A 24,620-nucleotide genomic window follows, 5' to 3' on the forward strand; every position below is an offset into this window, starting at 1 on the left:
GTGAAATAAACGTGTCCCATATTGATATACGGCGTTTAGTCAATAACACCCTTTCCTTTAAAAGCTTCAATTTCGCTATCACTATATCCGAGTAGTTGGCTAAGGATTATCTCTGTGTCCTGTCCCAGAGCTGGAGCACCACGCCATACCTTTCCAGGAGTCTCTGAAAATTTGGGATGTACACCAAAGGCTTCAACTTCCTTACCCGTCGTTTCATCAGTATACTTGACAAAATCTTCTCTCAGGTGCCAGTGCGGATCGTTATACGCCTCCTCAACGGTCTTTACGATACCAAGACCAATCTTATTAACCATACAAATATCCAAGGCTTCCTGAGCAGTATGTTCTTTGAAAAACTGTTTGAACTTTTCATGTAGCTCACGTCCGAGTGGACTTTGAATCGCGTCAGTAGAGCCTCCCGCATTTTCGTAGGAGTACTTAACCGGGTCTATATCAAAGGCCCTTAAGACTTTATAGTAAGCCCCTACACCAAATGAGCCTAAATTAACATACCTTCCATCTTTACTCTCAAAGACACCGCCAGGCTGAAAGGTCGAAATATGAACACCAAATCTATTCTTAAGATATCCTAAATTACACCATGCCGAATAGTTGTCATGAAGGACCCTCATCCAAGCCTCGCCGAGGGTAGTCTCAACGATCTGGCCTATGCCTGTCTTTTGAACATTTAAGTAAGCCGCCAAAATACTGCCAAATGCCATCAAGGCGACGATATAATCACCTACAAATTGACTGGCATACGTAGGTTCACGATCAGGAAACCCTTGAAGTAGGGCAAAGCCTGACTCAGACTGCCCAATAGTGTCATACGAAGGTCTATCCATTTCTTTTTCAAGACCACCGAATTGTGGTGTACCGAAACCGCTTATGTGAGCAATAGTTATTTTAGGATTGACTTCAAGCAACATTTCATCAGTGAGACCCAACTTATCAAGCCAAACCATGTTTTCGATCCAAACATCTACGTTCTTGATGAGGGATAGAAATATCTCTTTCGATTCTGGAATATTCAGGTTAGTCTCCAAGGAAAAACTCAGCTTGTTCCTGGCATTCTGAGCCCAGGCGCAACTAATAGACTTATCTCCTTCTACTATCTGAGGTTTCTGATAACGAGCAGAATCGCCGCCCACCTTTGGCCTTTCAAGGGCAATAATCTCAGCCCCTAAGTCGCCTAACATCGTGGCCGTAAAAGGCGCTGCTACTTCTGTTCCGTTTAGTAACACTCTCATTCCTGATAGGGGTCCAAAGGTTGGAGCAAAAAGGGGCGTAGGTTTGCGTTCAATTGTTTCCCATCTTTCCAAGTATTTCCATGCCTCCTTTGTTTTTCACGGATAATAATTCATTCAAGTTTTCAAACAGCCTATTTATGAAGAAACTCTGGCTCTATAATAAAGTAATATTGCAATTACCGTGCCAGAAGGTAATATCCACATATTTTTGCTTCTATTTAAGGCCAAGGGACATCAATCCTTAATTGTGAAATAATCATGTCCCATATTGGTTTTCTAAGCCGGAGGGAATTTGTTGTAGGTCTTTGTTACTCACTCGGAATGGGTTAGAAAACTAGTAAGTTGAATAGTTCTTAGATATATGCATATATTTCTTCCGGTGAGCGAAAATTTAGATAAAAATATATAGCGCAACGACCAAATACATTCGCATAAGAACCAATTCTTTGGTATAATTTATCTATAGATTGAATTCAAGCGAAAATAACTGTAATCATATGAACCTCTTTTATACTTGCCTCGAATACCAGATGGACTAGGCAAGTTTTATTTGAGTTTTTCCTTTGGTTTGGTGAAAAATGGTTTAAAATTAAACCATGAGGAGGAGTTCTGTGCAATCTTTGGAACATTTGCTGAGTCCAATCATAACGAATATAAAAGATATCAGTACTTATGCCATTAATGAAAATGACAAAATACTAATGGAAAGAATCAAAAAGCAAAAACTTGATGTAATTGAAAAGCGTATAAAACCATCACAGGTCGATTTAGTTCGACCAGAAATTGTTGAGTCATGGATTAGGTCGTGTGAAAATGGTCTTGATCCTTTTAAGTATAATTTCCCTCCAATCATGGACCTACATTTATTTGAAGAGCGTCTCAAGGAAAAGGAATTTTTAATTCAAGCGGCAAATCCATACATCTGTCACTTAGAAAAAATGTTATCCAATGTAGAGTGTTATATTTTTCTAAGTGATGAAAAGGGAGTAATTCTTAGCATTGTGCAAGCTCTAGGGAAAAATGGATTTCGACTTGTCCCAGGTACGATTTGGACGGAAGAAACGATAGGAACCTGTTCACATGGTATGTGTATCCTATTGAGAAGTCCAATCCAACTCTGTGGGCTCGAACATTTTTCCCATATTTTTGAAAAAATCTCATGCTCTTCTGCTCCAATTTTTGATGTAAACGGTAAACTAGAGGGAACTCTTACAATCGCCAGTCCAAATTTGCATAATCAAAATTCGCAAACACTAGGCTTGGCTGTTACGATGGCTCTAGCCATACAAAAGGAATTTCAGCTGTCAGTAAAAAACGAGTTGTTTAACGCTGCATTAGCAACGACAAATGATGCCATGATATTTACTGATGAGCACGGTAAGATCACTGGTTCAAATACTGTTGCTCTTAGAATATTTGAATCTTTGGGAAAAAACTTAATAGGGTCACATATCGAAGAAATACTTGGTGATCTGCCTTTAATTAAGTCTGTGTTAGAATCAGGAAATCCACTTTTTAATATTGATATGTACTTTAAAAAGTGGAAAAAGAATTTATTTCTCTCTTCTATACAGCCAGTTAAAAATTATGATGGTAAAAACGTGGGTTGTATATTGAACATTAGAGAAACAGATCAAACAAAGAAGATTGGGAAATCAGCTCATGGATCTGTAATTAAATTTAGATTTGACAATATAGTTGGCACATCCCCGCAATCGATGAAGTTGATGAGTATGGCTAAAAAATTTGCCCATTTTAATACCAATATACTTATCCAAGGGGAAAGTGGTACTGGAAAAGACGTATATGCCCAGGCGATTCATTTTGAAAGTCGACCTGCTGGTCCATATATTGCGGTAAACTGTGCGGCAATTCCTAGTAGTTTAATTGAAAGTGAATTATTTGGCTACGAAGGGGGAGCTTTCACGGGAGCCGAACGTGAAGGCAAGCCGGGGAAGATTGAGCTAGCCAATGGGGGAACGCTATTTCTAGATGAAATTGGCGATATGCCTCTAGAATTACAGTCGGTACTACTAAGAGTACTCGAAGATAAAATGATAATGCACGTGGGGGGTAGCCGCTACATTCCTGTGGATTTCAGATTGATTACGGCTACTAATAAGAATCTATTAGATCTAGTGGAGAAAAATCAATTCCGTGAGGATCTGTACTATCGTATATCAGCCTTTAGATTGGGTATTCCCCCCTTGAGGGAAAGAGGTTCAGATATTTTTCAACTAATTGAGCACTTTATCAGTACTTATTCCCGAGTACAGTGTTTAACTGAACCTGTTTTAAGCAATGCGGCTAAATACATTTTATTACAGTACAATTGGCCTGGAAATGTACGGCAGTTGCAAAATGCTATTTCCTATGCTGTATGCATGAGTAATGAAGGTATTATTCGTCCTGAAAACCTTCCTGAAGAAATTCTAAATTATCACCCTACTCCTAACTCAGCCAAAGATCATCTTCAAGTAGAATTATTAGCTGATGACAGTGTGGCGGAAAATAACCTTTCCATGAAAGATATTGAAAAGATGGCAATAAAAAAAGCTCTTGATGAAAGCAATAATCATATTCGTGGTGCGGCAAAAGTTTTGGGTCTTAGTAAGTCCACACTATATAGAAAAATAAAGGAATATGAAATTTGGGAATAATAAAATGTGGTCATATAAATACCCCCAACGATAGGTTACATTCTATCGTTGGGGGTATAGTATTTCATCGTTTAGTCGATAACACCTTTACCTTTTAAAGCTTCGATTTCACTGGCACTATAGCCCAGTAGATCAGTGAGAATCTTTTCGGTGTCCTGCCCTAGTGAAGGAGCACCACGCCATACTTTTCCTGGAGTCTCTGACAGTTTGGGTACAATACCAAACGCTTCAATTTCCTTGTTAAGAGTTTGATCCGTATATTTTATCCAGTCGCCTCTCATATGCCAGTGTGGGTCGTTATAAGCGTCTTCAGCGCTTCTTACCACAGCGGCACCGATTTTATTATCAATGCATATATCTACAGCTTCCTGGGCAGTATGTTCCATAAAAAATTTCGCAAAAGTTGCATCCAACTCTTGTCCAAGCGGGCTAGCTACTGCTTCAGCATTACCGCCTGCTTTTTCGTATTCGAACTTCTCGGCGTCTATCCCAAAGCCCTTCAGAACTTTATAGTAAGCCGTTGCACCATAGGAGCCTAAATTAACATATTTTCCGTCTTTAGTTGGGAAGACACCACCAGGCTGGTAATTTTTTTGCTTTATGCCCTGTCTGTGCTTCAGAATACCACTCTGTGTCCAGAGTGTAAAGTTGTCATCCATTACCCTCATCCAACCTTCAACTAGGCTGGTATCAATAATCTGACCCTTACCAGTCTTTTGGACATTTAAGTAGGACATTAAAATACCGTTAACCGCAAACAATGCAACCAAATAATCGCCTACATACTGTTGGGCATAGTAAGGTTCACGATCAGGCCAACCTTGCAGTAAGGCCCAGCCAGACTCCGACTGTCCTAATGGGTCATATGAAGGTCTGTTCATTTGTCTTTGATCACCACCAAATTTAGGGGTCCCATAACCATTGATGTGGCAGATGATTAATTTAGGATTGACTTCCAGTAACATCTCATCAGTGATGCCCAGCTTATCAATCCAAACCATGTTTTCAATCCATACATCAGTATTTTTAATTAGAGAAAGAAATATCTCTTTTGATTCAGGAATATTCAGATTAGTCTCGAACGAAAAGCTCAGTTTGTTCCTTGCATTCTGCATCCAGGCACCGCTAATTGATTTATCTCCTTCGACGATTTGAGGTTTCTGATGCCTAGCAGGATCTCCTTTCATCTTAGGTCTTTCCAATGCAATAACTTCGGCCCCAAAGTCGCTCAACATAGTGGCTGAAAAGGGTGCAGCTACTACTGTTCCGTTGAGTAAGACCCGAATTCCACTTAAAGGTCCAAAAGCAGGAGCAAAAAACGGTGCGGGTTTGTGTTCGATTGTTTCCCATCGGTTCATTAATCAATTCCCCCTAAATGTTATTATCTACAGAGGCGAACACTGATTAACTTCAGTGGTCGCCTGCGTAAATTTTTAAAATTTCTTGATGATAAATTATGTGTGATGAATTAATCTTAACCTAGACTATCTTCATCAATATCTATAGCGGTGGTATCACCAATCTCAAATACTTTACGTGTTACAGCTATCTCAGGTAAGACGTTCTTGGTGAAGAAGCGGGCACTCGCGATTTTTCCTTTATAGAACTTAGCATCGAAGTGATCCTGACCTAATTCTTGTAACTTCTTATTAGCTAATAATCCTTGGTCTAGTATCAATCTTGCACAGTATAGTTTCGAGGAAGCATGGAGAATACGGGTGGAAAATAGCGGCATCATTTGAACTTTGCCCTCTTGATTATATTTTTGTAACTGTGTGATAATCGCATTATAATCTTCAAAGGCATCTATCAAAATCTTAAATTCTTGTTCGAAGCCTGCTTCATTCTTATTTACTTCAATAAAAGTGCTGATATCATCTAGCCAATTCTTAAATACACGGCCCTTGCCCATAGTAAATTTACGGCCTACCAGATCCAGGGACTGAATAAAGTTCGTTCCTTCCCAAATCGAAGAAACTTTAACGTCACGTGCTACTTGCTCGACCTGGTATTCCGAGACATAACCATATCCGCCGTGAACCTGGATAGCATCAGCAATAAGCGGCCAAGCCATATCTGTAGCAAAGGCTTTGCACATCGGGTTGCAAATTTGGAACATACCATCCGCAAATTCACGTTCAGCTGGATCCTCACTATCATGGGATAGATCCAGATAATAGCAGCTCTTAAGAATCAAGGCCCGAATAGCTTCTACAGTAGATTTTTGCAGCATCAGCATACGGCGAATATCTTCATGTTCAATGATTCGGACTTTTGGTCCTTTGGGGTCCGTAAACTTGGTACCTTGTACTCTTAATTTAGAATATTCGCGGGCCAAGTTATAAGCTAGAGACGCTGCCGCCAGCCCTTGGACCCCAGTGTTCAAACGTTCTTCATTCATCATTACAAACATTTGCGCTATTCCTTGGCCTTTGCCGCTGGCATCCGGGGCATCACCAATAATATATCCGCGGCAGGAATCATTTTCACCATAGCTCAAAGAGCAGGTTGGTGAGCCGTGTTGACCCATTTTTTCTTCAATACCTGTAGTAATTACATCATTAAATTCACCAAGACTACCATCATCATTCACCCAGAATTTCGGGACTATAAACAGTGATAATCCAGCAGTACCTGGGCGGGCATTCTCAGTACGCGCCAAAACCAAATGAATAAAGTTTTCACAAATATCATGATCTCCCGCTGTAATAAATATCTTGTTACCCTTAATTTTATAAATGCCCGGTTCATCAGTAGGAAAAGCTTTGGTGACATTCGCACCAACATCAGAACCTGCACCTGGCTCTGTCAAGTTCATTGTACCTGCCCACTTACCATCGCACATCTTGGGCAAGAACTTTTCTTTAAGGAAATCACTACCGTGCTGCTGAATAAGCGATATAGCTCCAGAAGTAAGGCCCCAATAACCCGTAAAAGCTGTACACGCATGGGTAAGCATTTCATAGTTGGACTGAATTAAGGTATAAGGCAGATGTCCTTCAGCTTCACGATCCGCATTTGAAGCCCCTAGACCAGCAGCATTGATGGTTGCGAAAGCTTTCTTAAATGAATCGGGGGTAATTACTTTGCCATCCACAAAGTGAACACCAATTCTATCCGAGTCATCATTGACTGGTGCAATTTCATCTCGGCAAATTTTATAAGTCGTGTCGATAATAGGATCAATCTCATCGACACTATAATACTCACTGTAGCTAGGTAAAGATAAGAGTTTCTCCATATCCAACCATTCTTTAAGCACAAATTTCAGTTCACGCATATCATATAAAAAAGTTTTACCTGCCATGTCTATTCCCCCTGCTAAATAATATTCTCTGTTACTTTTTAACATTGCCCATCTTATTATTACGGCGTGGGCGAGCCGTTGTTAGAATTGTGTCACACGTATTTTCGTACTCCGTAGTAAGACTTGGCATGGGGACGTCGGAAGCTCCCGAGCTTCATCCTCTACCCCTTAATGCATCCGACGTAAAGTCCCATGTCAAGTCTACCTTAGAGTAATCTTTATCAAGAACTTTAACGCTGAACAGTTAGAATCTTGCACTTTTGTCCAGAATAGAAGTTCCTTTGACTCCGTTTTTTTTAATAAATAGTAGCCGCCATAATCAATGCGACAATTAAACAAATGAAACCACCGCTAAATCCAAAAAGAAACATTTGGCGATAAACGTCCTTATGTTTTACACCAAATACAGCCATGCAAGAGAATAAGAAGCCGCTATGTGGCATAGCTGAAAAAACAGCAGAACTTAAGGCTGAAATTCGATGAACTGCCTCAGGGGCAATGCCAGCAGCGATCCAAGCTTTACCAAATGTAGGAATAACAATTCCCAACGCGCCTGATGCTGAAGCGGTAACCATTGAAATGAATCCGGTTATGAGGGGTATCTGGGTTAAGGCGCCACCAGGCACTGCACTCATACCAACTTGTAATACTTTAAAGCCAGGAGATGCAAATACAACGGCTCCCACACCTGCCGCTGCGCAGTAAAAATAATGGGTAGTAAAGAATTTGTAGCTCCCGCATTGAGTGTCTTAAGTTGATTAGGTATATACTTATTAAGACACACTGCAGCTAAAACAACCGCTATAAGTAGTGCCGGGACGATAAGATTAGGAATTTTCATCGCACTACCGACGAAAATGATAACAATTAGGGCTAACATTGGCAGTATGGCCAAAAAGATTGGGGGTACTTTAGATGTGTCACCGAGATCAATCACTTGACCACTCTCTGAATAAGTCTCACCTGTAGCAACCATTCGTTTCAACTCATATTTCATCATGAAATATCCCCATGTCATTGAAATAAGAGTAATAACAATACTCATTAAAGGTGCAGCAGTTAGGGTTGTACCCAGTTGTGTAGGAATAACATTCTGAATGGAGGGCACTCCTGGCACCATAGTCATGGTAAAGGTAGTACCACCGTAAATCATCGGTACCATTACGAGGCGCCAAGGTAAGTTTAATTCCTTAAAGATTGGTCTGCAAAGTGCAACTACAGTAAAGATAACAATAAATAAGCTAATTCCGCCATAAGTCAATACTGCGGCAATGATTGATATTGCTAACAATACTTTCATCGGGCTATCTTTACCTACTAATTTAAAAATGGCATTAGCAATACTCACCGTTGCTTTACTATCTTCTAAATATTTACCTAACAAAGCTCCCAGGATAAATATCGGTAGATAAGATGTAATAAATCCCCCGACTGCGGTTAAATAGGCGGATTTACCTGCAAAAAATGCTGATTGGAACTCCATACCATTGGTTAAGATAATCAGGACTGCGGCAAATGGAGCAATTACTACGATGTTGAAACCTTTCCATGCCAAGAATATCAATATTACAATACCTAAAAGAACACCTAGTGGAGCTAACCAACTCATAAATGTCCACCTCCAAATTTATTTTTTTCTATTCGCTAAGAGTATGAAAAAAGGGGTTATTTTGAATATTACTCTTCAATGGAGACCGCAGTTCTGCACCGTAAACTATTAGCTTCTGACTTACTTACGCGTTACCAAAAGACGATTAACAATTATTTGGATAGAGTGCTCGTTCTTTAACTAATGTTCGCATTTCCCATTTAGGGAAAAGAGGGAACCATGTAGGCAAGTGCACCTCAAAAATTTAAAGCTCTTTAATAGCTTTTACCATTTTGATAATCTTGGCTGCCCTTTCATTCATAAACTGCTGTGGGTTTACACCTGAATAATCGTATACACCTTTACCTGATTTCAAGCCAAGTTCACCTTTGGCAACTAATTCTTTACCCAGAGAATTCCCAATTTCGGTATCATTACATAGTGATTTATGAACACCTACTGATACAGACGTTGTCAAATCCCAGCCCACAATGTCATATAACGCCATAGGACCTTCAAAAGCGTAGCGAATGCCACTCGTATTTCTTATAGCACTATCAATATCTTGCGCTGTAGTCCAACCTTCAGTTACCATATAACCAGCTTCTCGGGTAATAGCTGTCGCTATTCGGTTAACAATAAAGCCTGGAATGTATTGTTTAAGTACAGCCGGCGCTTTGCCTAACTGGATAAGTAGTGCTTTTACTTTATCAAGTGTTTCGTCTGAAGTCTTCGGACCCATTACTACCTCTACTAGGTCCATAATAAACGGTGGGTTAAAGAAGTGGCTAATTATCAGGCGTTCAGGATGTGACACAGGTGCAATTTCAAATATGTTTGAGGCCGAGGTATTACTGCAGAAAAGGCAATCAGGAGCACATAGTTTATCAAGTTGTTCGAAAATTTCTCTTTTCGCATCAGCATTTTCGAAAATACTTTCCAATACTAGGTTAGCCTGGGGTGCACATTTTTCTAATTCAGTTTCATAGGTGATTAATGTCTTAGTTCTGTCGGCTTCGGTCTGGTTTGCTAAGCCTTCCTTTATCAGGTTATCCATGTTATTACTAATCGCTTTTTTTGCTCGGTCGAGTTGTTCAGGGAATTTATCAAAAAGAGTGACCTGAAACCCATTACAGGCATATAATTGTGCAATGCCACTCCCCATAAGGCCAGCTCCCACAACTAATATCTTCCAGTTCTCAAACATATACATCCCCCTTTTACGTGTTAAGAGCTATTTTACTCTTGAGGTAGTACTGGCAGCTTGATCAGGTCCACATTGGACGGATCTATTTTAAGTTTGCCTGCTGCCATCGCATGAACTAAGGTCGCTACCTGCTGATTAACCGGTGTTGGTACGCCATATTTGTAACCCATTGTGCACTGCATACCGTTATAGGTAGTGTCTATTTCGGGGTACCTTCCGGCTTCCATGTCATAAAGCATTCCGGTTCTGATATTACGATGAACTTCTGACGCTATAAATGCAGGTAGATGCTCCTCTAATTCTTTTTCTGTGGTAAATGTATATTTGTCGAACTCAGCTTCCTGGAACTTTTCCACAGTAACACCCGCAGCCTTAGCGATGGCCATGGATTCATTCATAATGTGGATCGAACATCTAATAGCATGGGGATGATCAAGTACGTCTCCGAAAGGACCTGCAACAATAGCAGACATACCGCTGAAACTACAGTTGGAAGTCCATTTGGCCCACCGCATACCGATCAAATTAGTAACCATATTTACTGTTCCAGAATGAGATAGTATTTCTGCGATCATTTTCAGACGTTCGGTTATTTGGCCGTCCTGTTCGCCAATTTCAAAAATCATGTGGTCCGCTGGGGAAGTGAGTTTTGAAACTCCTGGTTCCATCCAGGTTGCTCCCCAACCAGTTATTTGACCAATTACTCTCTCTTTGCCAACGATGTCATTTAAATTCTGTTCCGGCATACCATTTTGTCCAGTCACCAATACTCCATCCGGTTTCAGGTATTTGGTAACATAAGGTAGCGAACTTTCATCATGAGTGCTCTTGGTCAAATAGAAAATGAGATCATATTGTTCGGTCATTTCATCAGGGGTTAGTGCTTTAACCGGTTGTTCTAATTCCATAAGACCGACAATTTTTGCTCCCTTTTCATTTAGGGCTTTTACGTGAGCTTCATTTACATCAATTAGATCAATATCATACCCATTTTTAGTCAATAAGGCTCCAAGAATTGTTCCGAGCGAACCTGCTCCGTAAACTGCCATCTTCATAGAAAATCCCTCCCTTTTATTTACAGTTGCTAATAAATGGGTTACCTAGGGTTATCTACACCAACTACTATTACGCTTTTAGCTTAGCTGATGACTCACCTCCATTTTTTTCAAGGGTCCCTGCCAATCATTGAATACTCTTTGTTGAGTAAATTACGCCTAGCAATCGCCCCTTTCTCTTTAATTGATATTGCAATTATTGTGCCATGTGAAAATGATCCCTAATTTCCCTGAGTTTTTAACTTCATGGGACATAGATCGTAAAATGTGGAAAATGGTGTCCCAAATTGAAGTCAAGGTTTAAAAGATCGGTTTCCTAAACTTTTCTCAGCTCAAACTTTTGAATCTTTCCACTTGGAGTTCGAGGGAGTCGATCCACAAATTCATAGAATTCTGGGACTCTATACTTTGCCATGCGTTCCAGTAACCACTGCCTAGTTGCCTCTGCAGTCATAGAACCCTTTTGTCTTGGGACGATATAAGCTTTTACTCGTTCACCTAAACACTTATCAGGGACTCCAATGATTGCTACCTCTGCCACTTGAGGATGCTCTTCTAGCACAATTTCTATCTGGCGAGGATAGATGTTTTCACCCCCGCGGACAATCATATCCCCTTTGCGATCAGTGATATACAAGTAACCTTCGTCATCAAAATGACCTATGTCACCCGTATGTAAATAACCGCCCCTCATGGCCTCTGCAAATTGCTCAGGCTTATTTAAGTAGCCCATCATTACACAATCGCCTTTGATGCAGACTTCACCATCTACATTGTTGGGCAGTATATTACCCTCATTATCCATGATTTCGATATCTTCCTCTGGATGGGGCATCCCACAGGATCCTTCCTTAAAATACCCTAGGGCAGGCTCAGTGGTATTTCCCCCACCTCCCTCGGTAAGGCCATAACCAACGAGAAGGTCAATATTGTACTTTTCCTTAAACCCCCGACGTGTTATCAAGGAAAGGGGCGCCCCTCCCGTAAAGGCATAGCGTATCTTCACCTTGGATAGATCAATACCGGAGGGATCAATCTTATTCAAAATATAGTCAAGCATAGTAGGCACACCCATAATAACCGTGATTCCATATTGCATAACCGTCGGCCAAAAATCGTCAGGAGAAAACTTAGTGCGAATACATAGGGCTTGTCCCGCATAGCTCATTGGATATGTAAATACGCAGAGTGGATTGGTATGGAACATGGGCAACATAAGTAACATAACATCATCACCTTTTATGTAGCCCTGTTGGTTAAAGTTGCGACATTGTGAAAGCTGTGCTCTGTTAGAAAGTAAGATCCCCTTGGGCTGTCCAGTCGTACCCGATGAGTATAATAACAAAAAAGGATCATCGAGACTTTGCTTAACTAAACATTCATCCGTAGGATACTTATACAAAATGTCGGTCAACTTTTCATGTATTACTTTTGATTCCTGTTTTTCTTTGGTTAGAACTTCAACCACATTAGCCTTTAAATCGATCTGATCTTGTCCTTTTGTAAATTCGTTCAAGAAATTACTACCGACAAAAGCGACCTTGGGTTTGGCATCATTGAGTACATATGCTATTTCCGGGCCCTTCAAGCAATAGTTAATCGCCAAGGCTATTGCTCCCAGCTTTTGAGCACCCCACATGGTATAGTAGATTTCAGGAGCATTCTGGATCATCACCGCGACGATGTCACCCTTTTTGACACCCTTTTCCTTAAGATAATTGGCGACCTGGTTAGCTCGATCATTAGTATCTCTATAGGTTAATTTCTGATCATAGTAATATACGTGTGGCGCTTCCGGGGTTTCGTTTGATCGTATAGTCAGCATTTGCGCTATGCTCTCAAATTCCAAACGTCTTCCTTTTAGGTGATGCAGTGCCTCCAGCGGTATTATTGGCATTTTGGGTCTCATTGACATTTGCCCCCTTAGATTAGACGATGTCACAACAGTGTTAACGTTGATTTCCCCTGGAGAATTGGCTCTAATACTTATAAATGAACAATTTTTCACGTATTAAACTGAACGATTTCATAAAAATCCTTCTATTTCGCATCTTCAGCTTATGTTTCTTATGATCTAAATCCCTATCCTACATACTCCCACATAAACGGATAAGTGATCCCCATCCGTTCATGTGGGTATATTCTCAATCTAACCTACTCTTCTCTTTCTATAAAGTTTCTTCCTACCCTTCCAAGGGTCAGCCCCCGATAGTTTGACCACCGTCAATGAGAATATAAGTCCCGGTCATGTAACTAAAGCAGTCAGAAACCATTGCAAGCACGGGACCGGCAATCTCTTCTACGCTGCCCAGTCTACGGACGGGTGTTCTCTTCTCCATTTTGGATTTTATCTCAGGATTAGCAAAAATATCCTCATTGAGCTCGGTAATGACATAACCGGGGCAAACTGCGTTTACTGTGATACCATATCGCGCCCACTCATTGGCCATGGTTTTAGTAAGGCTTAAAAGGCCTGCTTTTGAAGCACCATAAGGAGCGACACTCTTTCCACCTATTAATCCGCCAACGGAGGAGATGTTTACAATCTTGCCGCCTTTCCCCTGCTTTGCCATCTGTGCGACAACAGCTTGAGCAAATAGGAAGGCGCCCTTGAGGTTGGTATTTATAACCTTCTCAAAATCACTCTCGGTCTGATCTAGAAGGGCAGCTGTCTTTCCACTGATACCCGCATTGTTGATAAGAATATCAATCTTGCCGTATGCTTCAACGGTTTTAGCAACCACCATGTCGATTTGCTCCTTATTGGAGGAATCAGCAGAAATCCCGAGGCATTTAACGCCATAAATAGTTTCAATGTCCTTTGCCGTACGTTCACAATCAGCTGGGGTACGACTAGTAATAACTAGGTCGCAACCGTACATTGCAAATGTAGCTGCGACACCGTAGCCGATACCTTTAGTGCCGCCGGTGACGATGGCTACCTTGCCAGTCAAATCAAAGCTAGGCTTTTTAATTTCCTTGGCCATTTGAACATCTCCTCTAGTTTTTTATATATCTGCACACCGTTACGACGAGCTATTAAACCCGTCGCAACGATGTGCTAATAAACATGGTCTCTTGACTTGGTTTTCTTCGAAGTGCCTACTTTTGAGTCTTCTTAAATTTGTCAAGCATGGCTCTCGGAGTCACTGTTGGACGCTCGTAACGAGGACACTTTACGCCTTCAAAGCCAGCAAGATATTTCGCAAGATCCTTGAGGGGCTCAAGATCGTATCGGCTCATCATGGTAATGGTCTCCATTAGCGGAGATCCGCCACCGTGTACTCCGGCAACAGCCTGAGCAGACTCAAAGGCATCGCAGAGCTTATCCTCCATCATCCGCATGACTCTATGTGTTTCTTCCGCAGTATACGCCGGGTTGCGCATAATGTACTTATTACATAGTTCAGCGGTCTCAGGAGCGAAGAAGGATTCCTCTGTCGGCAGTGAGGCGCAAACGCCTCCGGTCAGGTCTGCTAATGTCTCATATTCATGGTAAATTTTCTGTCCTGCTAATTTGCGTCCGGCATTGGTTAGGATCTCATCCGGTACCCAAGAACCATTCGGGAATTTAACTGCGCGCAGTGCGGCAGCCTGACCGGAAGCAAATACAAGCTCAGCAGTGCTGATGATTTCACAGACTTTCTCACGAACATGATGCTCCTGTGCGATATCATTCACATCGGCAACTAACGCTGCTTGGGCCGCGATAACTTCCGAAACTGCTGTCTTACAGCCGGTATATGAATGTCTGTGGAAGTGAGCGAACATGAGTGCTAGATAACCAGCGTATTGAACTACATCTGGATTGTCAAGGCCGTTCATGAATACTCTTTCATTGGGAACGAAAACATCATCAAAAATGGTCAGGGACTCTACGTCGCCAACCTGGTTAAATGGAGCTTGAAGATGCTTTCTCTTGTGATGCTGGCCAGGAAGAGCCATTAGCTTAATGCCGTCCCAGTCGGCCGGTAGCGCAAAGGCGATCGCATAAGCCTCATCCCCCTTACCCATAAATTTGGTTGGGTTGACGATGATTTCATCAACATAGGGAGCATTGGAGTTGCAGATCTTTGCACCACGGACGATGACCCCCTTACAAGGTTTTCCATCAACGCCTATGCCGTCCACATCGGTCTTAACCACATGTACAAACTGATCCGGGTCGGGCTGCATATGGGCTCTCTTATATTTGGGATTACGGGAACCCTTCACATCAGTCTGGGCGCAGTTGGCTATAAGGTCATTTTCTTGAGAGTACAGAAGATATTTATTAAAACGCTCGGTATAATTTGTACCACATGCCTGATCGCAGTCATAGGTGACTACGGCGAGAGCATTGAGTGCGTCCGCACCCATGCAACGCTGGGTACATCCACCGACATGTTGGCAGAGCAACCTTGTCATTAGTTGCTTATTGAGCAAATCTTCCTTGGACTGATGAATATGTGTAAAACGGTTGATTTTTTTACCGGTGAGATGAGATGTTGCCGTGCATACATCATCATACTCAGGATCATTAGCCAAATCATAGTTCTGCTTCATAACATAACAGCCGCCATCGATCCAACTGCCCGATCGGTCAACCTTTTCCCCATTAAGATAAACGTTGGGTTTCATTTTGAGTAATCGTTCTTTATACTCCTCATACGTACCTATTCCCATTGTTTAGTCCCTCCTTAAATTTTTCTAAATTGAACGCTCGCTCTAAATATACTTGAGAAAAAAAGGACTTGCATCCAATTACAAATTAAGAATATCACATGGTAAAATTTGCGTCAAGATAATTTTGAATATTTTAGAATTTTATTCTACAATCCAAAGCTCTATAACAGAAATACTCCTTCTAACTCTTCCATAGTTTCATCATAGACTAAATGACCTTTCCTATGAATTTTAAATACTTATGGCTTCATCATAGGCCTCTCTGATAGCATCTAGAATCTTCCTCGGTTTGGAAGCATCACCGATTATACTAATTTTATCAATATTACCTTTTAACTCTTCATATAAGCTATTGCTAGAGCGTGATCCTACGGCGAGCACAACTGTATCCGCAGGGATTAGCTCCTGGCCCTCAGGTTTCTCGACGAGAACTCCATCTTTCTTAATTGTAATCACTTTTGTTAGCTTTAATGTTTCTACACGGAATTGTTTAAGCCTTGCCAACATCGACCAGCGAGAGCTTGCGCCAATATCCTTACCTATCGACTTCGCCATTTCAACTAGTGTAATATGTTTACTGCCATGGGTGAGCAAACGATATAACTCGTCCGGTGTCTCAGCCCGATGGAGCATGAGATGCCGTAAGGTTTCCGCATCAATGGTTCCGATCTCTGCCAGCATCAAGGCTGATTCAACCCCTACTGCTCCTGCCCCAACAATAACAACCTGTGAACCTACTTTAGTTTGTTTTTTCAAAACATCCCATGCCTGGACTACTGTAGCACCCTCTTCAGTTGGAATATTTAGACGGACAGGTTCAGCGCCCGTGGCAATTACAACTCGCTCAAAAGCACCTGCTTTGACCTTATCTAAAATATCTTCCTTCGTTGCTTTCTTTTGATAATCAATCTGTACGCCTAGCTTCTCGCATGCACAAGCCAGATACTTAACTAAATACTCAAAATCCTGCCGCCCTGGAGGTGCAGACGCAACCTCAATTTGACCACCAGGTAGACTATTCTGTTCCCAAATCGTCACGCTATGACCGCGCATCGCTGCAACGCGAGCATACTCCAAGCCTCCTAAGCCTGCGCCGACAACCAATATTTTCTCAGGATGGGACGTTGTAACCTGTGACGGCAGAGAGGAACCCCGCAAAAGCTCAGATTCCCTACCCGCTTCTGCGTTACATAAACATACAACTGCTGTGTGAGCCATGATACGATCTAAACATCCCTGGTTACAAGCAACGCAAGGCCGAATTTCATCCTGCTTTCCTTGCCTCGCCTTATTTACCAACTCTGGATCAGCGATAAACGGACGAGCCATTGCAATAAAATCTGCATTACCCTCATCCACAACTTTTTCACCCACTGAAATATTCATACGGTTACTCATAATTACAGGGACGGATACGGACTCTTTAATCCCTCGTCCTAAATAACCATAGGCGCCGTGCGGGACCTCCATTGTAATTTGGGGAACTTGGGCCTCATGCCAACCGCCTGTAATGCTAATAGCATCAACTCCGGCTTTTTCCAAAGCAACAGCAATCTTTCTCGCTTCGAAATTGGTATTCCCCCCTTCCATGAAATCATTGCCTCCCAGCCTAACTGTAATGGGGAAATCTGGGCCAACTGCCTCACGAATTGCAGCAACAACTTCTAACAGAAACGTCATGCGTCCTTGCAAATCGCCACCATAGCGATCTGTCCGCTTATTCGTGACCGAAGACAAAAATTGTCCGATTAAATAGCCTGAATTAGTGATGATCTCAACTCCATCAAATCCGGCTTGGACAGCTCGCTTGGCACCACTAGCAAAATATGAAATCAAATCCGCAATTTCCGACACAGTCAGTTCACGAGGTGTCTCTCCGGTATATCTTGAAGGAACAGCTGAGGGGGCTACCGCTTCCATTCCGTTATATTCTTTCGAACGCGCGTAGCGACCGGCATGAAATAATTGAGCAAAAACCTTCCCTTTTTCCTCATGGACTGCATCCGTCAAACGACGAAGTCCCTGAATTGTGCTATCATCATTAATATAAACAGCATCATATTCCGTTTTATGAATCGGGTCAACTTGTAAAGCACCTAAAATAATAAGTCCAACTCCACCTCGGGCCCGCAATCGAAAAAACTCAACCATTCTGTCAGTTATCAGACCTTTGTTAGAATAACCCAATGCCATAGGGGCCATAACTAAGCGATTTTTCAATTCTACCTGCCCGATTTTACCCGGCAAATATAACTTTGACATATCCCTAATCCCTCCTTACTCAATTATCCACATGTGTCTAAAAATGCTATTTGAGTGTAACCCGAAGACACCAGCTAGTTTATCGTCATATGTGACTTATATAAAGAAAGAGGAACCTGAGCTGTGGTTCCTCTTTCTTCAAGTAAAGAATACTATATGGTTAAAAGTTAACGCGGATAGTAACCCCATTGCCTCGTCGATGGGTACATTTAATTTAACAATTTTTCAGCCTCTTCAAGTACAGATTGCCCTAAACTTTTAAGTATATAATCAAGTAAGCAACGATTTACTTCATTTATCGATTTATTGCTTACTGTCCAACCCTTCAAAGCGGAAAATGGTACAACATAAGCTACTATACTAGCTAACACCTCTAGATCAGTATCGATTGGGATTTCTTTATTTATATCTACTAATAGTTGATAATAATAGCCGATCGTAAATTCTTTTTCCATTTCCAAAACATCTTTTAAATATTTTTTTTCAAGATATTTTGTCTCAGTTGAAATAAAATTTATTAATTTTTTATTTTCCATTACAAAAATCAGATTAGCTTTAATAAAATTAATAAGTTTCTCAAGTGGCGAAGCAGACTCTTCGATCTTTTGAGCTTTAATGAAATCATACATAATCTTATGAAAATGCTTGTGGACTAAATATAGCACGTCATCTTTAGAAGAAATGTAGTGATAGAGCTGCCCCATAGACATGTTACATTCCTCTGCAATCTGACGTATAGAAGTCGGGTGGAATCCTTGGGTGAAAAAGAGCTTACATGCCCCCTCCACTATCTGCATTTGTTTACTTTCGATCAACGCCTCATCTTTAGAAGAAGAAATAGCGTAATTATCTTTTAATTGCATGTTTTCTTCGTGATTCGTATGTGTCTCCTCCTATCAACTAATAACTAGAGTAAATTTATATAAAGAAAGTTTGCGACTTTAATTACTGATTTTTTTTCACAATATGAGTCCCCCTACACAAGCCCTAATCTCTGCCTTTATTAGGGCTCATATAGCGCGAACGATTAACTTGTACATAAAGACAACTTCTTCAAGAATTAGGCGATGTACTTCATTTATAGCTACAAAATATAGATAGAATATATGCATATTACCTTACTTTAACAACTCTACTAAATAGTATTTTTTTTGTCAAGTATTACTTGGATCCGTCAAAACTGTCTTCCTTTTACCGACATTACTCGGTTTCATCGGTAGTTAAGAGAGGCCTTAAATCAACTTGACAATAAGCTCGGCCGGATCGACAACCGGAATCTGTGCATCGTCATCCATTTTAACTTTAACTCCGTCCTCTAACATCGTAATGCAATAGGGACAATTGGCACCAATGGCTTGGGGCTCTTTGGCAAGTGCTTGATCTACTCGCATGTTATTGATTCTTTCGCCAAGATGTTCTTCCATCCACATCCTGCCTCCACCGGCACCACAGCAAAAGCTCTTATCATGATTACGATCCATTTCCACCAATTGGACTCCAGGAATCTTGCTAAAGAGTTCTCTTGGTGAGGTATACACTTGTTGGTAGCGGCCTAAATAGCAGGAATCATGATAAACAATCTTCTGAGCTTCCATTTGGACATCTTTGTTTAACTTAAGCTTGCCATCGTTGATCAGCTCGTTAATAAACTGAGTATGATGAACGAGCTCGTAGTTGCCACCAAATTGTGGGTACTCGTTTTTCAGCGTATTGAGACAATGTGGACATGCGGTAATAATTTTCTTGACCTTATATCCATTCAAGGTCTCTACATTTTCTGCTACGAGGGATTGATACAAATATTCATTACCAGCACGTCGGATATAATCGCCACAACATTTCTCTTCTGCTCCTAGTATGGCAAAGTTCACTCCTGCTGCATTGAGTATTTTGGTTACTGCTGTAGTGACTTTTTTTGCTCTGCCATCGAAGGAGCCTGCACACCCAACAAAGTACAGATATTCAACATCCTCAGGGTTTTCAACTTCACTCAACTGTTTTACGTTGAGATCAGCAGCCCATTCGGCACGTTTGTTCCAACCCACTCCCCAGGGGTTAGAGTTATTCTCTGTATTACGGAAGGCTGTTTGAAGTTCCGGGGCAAAGTTCCCTTCCATGGTAACAAGATATCTGCGCATATCAATGATTTTATTCACATGCTCATTCGATACAGGGCATTGGACTTGACAGGACATGCATGTCGTACATGACCAAATTACATCTTCAGTGACCACATCATTGATTAAACTCTTCTCTAAAATTGCTGCGTCTTCAGGATTCGTTTCAGCAATCTTAGCTATTGCTTCGGCAGACTCTTCCCCTGTTGACGTTAAGCCATACTTCTGCATGACAGCTCCTTTTTCAAGAAGGTGATTCTTCAAAGTCCGGCTTATAAGTTCTTTAGGGTTTAAGGGTTTTCCTGAATTTGTCGCTGGACAATTCTCCATACACCTTCCGCACTCGCCGCAGGCAAAACTATCTAATAATTGGTTCCAAGTAAAGTTTTCAATCCGTGATACTCCAAATTCTGATACGGTTTCATCTTCCAGGTTCAAGGGCTTCATTTGACCGCCAATGGGTTTCAAGGATGCCAAATAGGCATTGAAAGGCGCTGCAATCAAATGCATGTGCTTAGAATTCGGAATATAGACCAAAAAGGTCAGTAAGATAACCATATGGAGCCACCAAACAACATCTCTAAGTGCTATTAAGGCCGAGTCACTCAGCCCGCTCATCATAGTTGCCATTAAATTATACATGGGATCAAGCGCATAAGCTGCAATGTGTGGCTCCAACGCAAATTTAGCACCCGTTGACATCCATTCGGTAAGAATAACGAGCATAATAAATATAACGACTAAGGCTGCTTCCATCGTGCGATATAAGCGTTTAGGCTTGATTATCCATCTCCGTATGAGTCCAACGATTAACCCAAGGAACACCATAGCTGCTAAGATATCTTTGATAAGAAAAAAGTAGGGATTGGTGCTCAGAAACGGTATAGCGTAGTTCGGGAACAATCCTTCGAATATAAAGGGTATCTCTCCAATGCCAATAAAAATAAATCCCCAAAAAATGAAGAAATGAATGACTCCATAAGGTTCTTTTATCATTTTCTTCTGGACTAGGATATTCATAATGAAATTCATGATGCGCACTTTAGGTTGATCAAATTCTTCTTCTTTGGCAGCTAACATTAAAATATTAATTTTTTTACGAAGTGCGATAGTAAAGCCATAACCTGCTGCACCTGCAAGAACTAAAAATATAATGAGCCACGTTAAACGCATTTTATAAACCTCCTTTACCAAACTAAAGTTTCAAATAATTTAGTTAGACAGCGAAGCGTTTTTCACTTCGCTGTCATCTTGTTGTTTTATTGGTTAACGAGTTTTTTGAATTCCTGTGTTAATAAGGGAACAACTTGAAATAAATCTCCGACTATGCCAAAATCCGCTGCGGTAAAGATGTTGGCTTCTGGATCTTTATTAATCGCAACGATAACCTTGGAGGAGGTCATGCCAGCAAGATGTTGGATTGCCCCGGAAATACCACAAGCAATGTAAAGTGTTGGTGCTACGGTATTACCCGTTTGTCCAATCTGGTACTGTAAATCAATCCATCCGGAATCAACAGCCGCTCTTGAAGCCCCTACGGCCCCACCCACTACATCGGCTAACTCTTCCAGAACACCAAAACCCTCTTTATCCTTCATACCCCGTCCGCCTGCTACGATAAAATCAGCCTCGACGAGATCTGGGCGTTTCGATACTGCGATAGCGATATCTTTAACAATTGCCCGTAAATCGTCTGCATCAATTTGGGCATTCGCTTTGACAATCTCTGCCTGGCGATTGCTGTCCGGTTCCTGAACTTGGAAGGTATTAGGACGAATCGTGGCAATAATTGGGCGTACCGCTGTGGAAACTTGAGCAAACGCTCTTCCGGTAAAGATCGGTCGATTGAACGTAAGATAAGAGGCTGCGTCATATTCCATACCGATGCAATCATCAACCATGCCTACTCCGAGTCGCTGAGCTAGGCGAGGTGCTAAATCCCTACCTAGAGCTGAATGGCCAAGCAGGAAAGCCTGAGGCTCCTGTTCCTTGATCAGTTTGTTCATAACTGAGGTATAGGCACCTGTCGTATAGTTAGCAAGCTGGGCATCATCCACGACAATCACTTTATCCGCTCCATAAGGAATAACTTCTTTAGCTAAAGCTTCGACCCCCTGTCCTAGCAGTACTGCAACGACTTCGTCTCCCGCTTGGTCAGCGATTTCTCTGGCTTTACTCAATATTTCCAACGATACTCTGCGTATCTTCATATTGCTTTGTTCTATATATACCAAAATTTTAGCCATTTCTATACTCCTCCTCTTACAGTACTTTCTTCTCTAGGGACAGGATTCTTGCTAATTCACTGGCTGCATCCGCTGGCTCTCCAGGGATAAGACGAACACTACCACGGGCAGACGGTAAGCTGAGTTTTTCTATTTTCATTGTAGCTGCTACACTTGCTGCATCTATTCCTAGGTCTGCAAGGCTAAACGTTTTTAGCTCTTTCTTTTTAGCTTTCATAATTCCAGGTACGGATGGATATCTGGGTTCATTGATACCCTGTTGGACAGCGATAACTGCGGGTAGGGTTAACTCGAGCGTCTCTTTTCCCCCATCAATTTCTCGTACTGTTGTAGCCTTCGTTCCATCAATTTCTAGCTTGGTTACCATATTGGCTGAAGGAAGATTAAGCTTTTCTGACAGGCGTACGGGGATTTGGCTAGCTCCAGTATCAACATCGGTTTTACCCGTCAATATAATATCATAGTTGAGCGAAGAGATAGATTTCGCCAGCACTTCAACTGCGCCTAGCTCATCGGAGTCTGTCAGGGCAGGGTCATCAATCAGAACTGCCTTGTCTGCACCCATGGCCAAAGCGGTGCGCAGAGCCGTTATGGTATTGCTGTTACCTATAGACACCAAGGTTACTTCGCCGCCAAATTTTTCTTTGAGGCGGATTCCTTCTTCCACAGCATACTCATCATCAGGATTAATGACTAAAGTAACACCGGCTGAATCAACTTTGCCCTCTTTATCTAGAACAACTTTAGCTTCAGTATCAAATGTCTGTTTGATACACACAAGTATATTCATTTTTTCTTCCTCCTTAGTGGAATTATTTCGAGTAAAAATGTCAAGTGAACATGAATGCTATCTCTAAAATTCTTTCATGACTGTGGTGATAAGAAATGCCTCAAAGCCTGTTGTATTAGACTAGAGGCATTTCTTACAATATCTTGTGAAATTTTTGGTAAGGATCTATAAGGACATTCTCCTGGCAATACAAAAGATACTTCCCTCCTAAAAATTTTTTGCTCCTTGATCCAGAACTCTGAGAGATTGAACGCTCGCTCTAAATTATGCTTAAAAAAAATTTGCTCTCTCCCAATTTCTGCTTTCAGAATAGCACATGTGAAAATTTGCGTCAAGTTAATTTTGAATATTGAGCCCCAATTCCTCGTATCGAGGTATGAAAGAGCCCCCCTCACGTAGAATAACAAACTACGCTAAGGGAGCATCAAGAATAAAAAAACAACACCGTGATTAGGTTGCTGATAAATCAACTGGCGCAACTATCTCTTGAGGAGATATACTCTGGAGACTGGTCTTTATAATATACGGGTCTTAGTGAACAGTAATTTGCCAACTCATACCCTGCCTTGAGATTTCTACCCAAGTCATATATTTGGTGCGCATCGGAACCAACCGTCACGTATTTTCCACCCAGTTCCTTGAAACGTTTAAAAACTCTTGTATAGTTATTGAAGGATTTACCCTGGTAACCCTTCAGATTAATCTCTAATGCAGCTTCCCGTTGAGCCAAAAGTGTAAAAATCTCATCTAACACATCCGCAAATTCACCATATCTCAGTGTTTTTTCGTTGTAGGGTGCATATCGGGTGATGAAATCGAAGTGAGCCAAACTGTTGATAAACGGAAAGGCTTTCAAACAGTTTAAGACATAGGCTAGATACTTCGAGTAGGCTTCTTTCATGGTTAAACCCTTAAAATAATTATCCTCATAAACCTCGACTTCCTCTACAGAGTGAATCGAGCCGAGTAAATAATCAAAAGGGTGATCCTTTACGAAGTTATGGATCTCCTCTTGGCATGATAGATTCAAACCCATTTCCACACCAATCAAAAATTTATCACTACGCAAAGGGTTAAATTGATCAAAGTACTTCACTGGATCAAAGGTATATATTCCTGGTTCAGCCGTAAACTCAAAATGATCCGTAATGGTTACACCAAATCCCTCGGCTTTACTCCGTAAAAGTATTTCGCTGGTTTTCATGACAGAATCTGGTGAAAAAGTCGTATGCACGTGAGTGTCATACATTGTTAATCCTCCTTGACTGCTACCCTCACTTATTTTTATGCCTTACTACTAAAGCTTTGAAAACAATCAGTAACAATCCCCATAATATCATCAGTTCACTTACTCATCAACTTTAGTATGTATTAAATTCTAAACTACTTATTATAAGAAGAGATTATGATTATGTAAAATTTCAATTAAGTTTTTTCTAAAGTCTCTCAAACCTATATGAAACACACATCTTC

At 41.2% G+C, this 24,620-nt stretch carries 17 protein-coding genes; 1 reads left to right on the forward strand and 16 read right to left on the reverse strand.

All coding sequences use genetic code 11. From position 1 onward, the window contains the following. Positions 1–35 precede the first annotated feature (35 nt). Entirely contained in the window at positions 36–1,322 is a 1,287-nt protein-coding gene (locus ACZ42W_RS12330) for a CoA transferase (protein WP_464165647.1), read from the reverse strand. A gap of 539 nt (positions 1,323–1,861) precedes the next feature. Here ACZ42W_RS12330 and ACZ42W_RS12335 point away from each other — a divergent pair. After that, positions 1,862–3,910, forward strand: coding sequence for a sigma-54-dependent Fis family transcriptional regulator (locus ACZ42W_RS12335; protein ID WP_464165648.1), 2,049 nt, complete (start codon positions 1,862–1,864; stop codon positions 3,908–3,910). 71 nt (positions 3,911–3,981) lie between these two features. Here ACZ42W_RS12335 and ACZ42W_RS12340 read toward each other — a convergent pair whose 3' ends face one another. The 15 genes from ACZ42W_RS12340 to ACZ42W_RS12410 all read right to left on the reverse strand — a co-directional run bounded on the left by ACZ42W_RS12340 (position 3,982) and on the right by ACZ42W_RS12410 (position 24,396). Next, positions 3,982–5,268, reverse strand: coding sequence for a CoA transferase (locus ACZ42W_RS12340; RefSeq protein WP_464165649.1), 1,287 nt, complete (start codon positions 5,266–5,268; stop codon positions 3,982–3,984). A 116-nt stretch (positions 5,269–5,384) separates the two neighbouring features. Continuing rightward, entirely contained in the window at positions 5,385–7,217 is a 1,833-nt protein-coding gene (locus ACZ42W_RS12345; RefSeq protein ID WP_464165650.1) for an acyl-CoA dehydrogenase, read from the reverse strand. Between the two features lie 296 nt (positions 7,218–7,513). Next, positions 7,514–7,903 carry a hypothetical protein gene (locus ACZ42W_RS12350; protein WP_464171155.1) on the reverse strand — a complete coding sequence of 130 codons (390 nt, stop codon included), beginning with the start codon at positions 7,901–7,903 and terminating at the stop codon, positions 7,514–7,516. Then, complete coding sequence (locus ACZ42W_RS12355) at positions 7,849–8,826, reverse strand: GntP family permease (RefSeq protein ID WP_464165651.1); 978 nt, start codon at positions 8,824–8,826, stop codon at positions 7,849–7,851. Before ACZ42W_RS12355 ends, ACZ42W_RS12350 begins: the two co-directional genes overlap by 55 nt. Before the next feature lie 244 nt (positions 8,827–9,070). Then, a complete protein-coding gene (locus ACZ42W_RS12360; protein WP_464165652.1) occupies positions 9,071–10,012 on the reverse strand; it encodes a 3-hydroxyacyl-CoA dehydrogenase family protein in 942 nt (313 codons plus the stop codon). Between the two features lie 32 nt (positions 10,013–10,044). Beyond that, positions 10,045–11,067, reverse strand: coding sequence for a ketopantoate reductase family protein (locus ACZ42W_RS12365; RefSeq protein ID WP_464165653.1), 1,023 nt, complete (start codon positions 11,065–11,067; stop codon positions 10,045–10,047). 316 nt (positions 11,068–11,383) lie between these two features. Further along, positions 11,384–12,976, reverse strand: coding sequence for a class I adenylate-forming enzyme family protein (locus tag ACZ42W_RS12370; protein ID WP_464165654.1), 1,593 nt, complete (start codon positions 12,974–12,976; stop codon positions 11,384–11,386). Positions 12,977–13,265: 289 nt separating this feature from the next. Beyond that, positions 13,266–14,054, reverse strand: a complete 789-nt coding sequence (locus ACZ42W_RS12375; RefSeq protein WP_464165655.1) for an SDR family NAD(P)-dependent oxidoreductase — start codon at positions 14,052–14,054, stop codon at positions 13,266–13,268. A 115-nt stretch (positions 14,055–14,169) separates the two neighbouring features. After that, positions 14,170–15,732 carry a 4-hydroxyphenylacetate 3-hydroxylase family protein gene (locus ACZ42W_RS12380; protein ID WP_464165656.1) on the reverse strand — a complete coding sequence of 521 codons (1,563 nt, stop codon included), beginning with the start codon at positions 15,730–15,732 and terminating at the stop codon, positions 14,170–14,172. A 231-nt stretch (positions 15,733–15,963) separates the two neighbouring features. Beyond that, positions 15,964–17,994 (reverse strand): oxidoreductase, encoded by a 2,031-nt coding sequence (locus tag ACZ42W_RS12385; protein ID WP_464165657.1) that lies wholly within the window; start codon positions 17,992–17,994, stop codon positions 15,964–15,966. A 209-nt stretch (positions 17,995–18,203) separates the two neighbouring features. Continuing rightward, positions 18,204–18,857, reverse strand: coding sequence for a TetR/AcrR family transcriptional regulator (locus ACZ42W_RS12390; protein WP_464165658.1), 654 nt, complete (start codon positions 18,855–18,857; stop codon positions 18,204–18,206). A gap of 369 nt (positions 18,858–19,226) precedes the next feature. Continuing rightward, complete coding sequence (locus tag ACZ42W_RS12395; protein WP_464165659.1) at positions 19,227–21,284, reverse strand: heterodisulfide reductase-related iron-sulfur binding cluster; 2,058 nt, start codon at positions 21,282–21,284, stop codon at positions 19,227–19,229. A gap of 86 nt (positions 21,285–21,370) precedes the next feature. Further along, positions 21,371–22,357, reverse strand: a complete 987-nt coding sequence (locus ACZ42W_RS12400) for an electron transfer flavoprotein subunit alpha/FixB family protein (protein WP_464165478.1) — start codon at positions 22,355–22,357, stop codon at positions 21,371–21,373. 16 nt (positions 22,358–22,373) lie between these two features. After that, a complete protein-coding gene (locus ACZ42W_RS12405) occupies positions 22,374–23,147 on the reverse strand; it encodes an electron transfer flavoprotein subunit beta/FixA family protein (RefSeq protein ID WP_464165660.1) in 774 nt (257 codons plus the stop codon). 466 nt (positions 23,148–23,613) lie between these two features. Next, a complete protein-coding gene (locus ACZ42W_RS12410; protein ID WP_464165661.1) occupies positions 23,614–24,396 on the reverse strand; it encodes a histidinol-phosphatase HisJ family protein in 783 nt (260 codons plus the stop codon). Between the last annotated feature and the right edge of the window lie 224 nt (positions 24,397–24,620).

The sequence above is a fragment of the Desulfitobacterium elongatum genome (assembly GCF_055378975.1).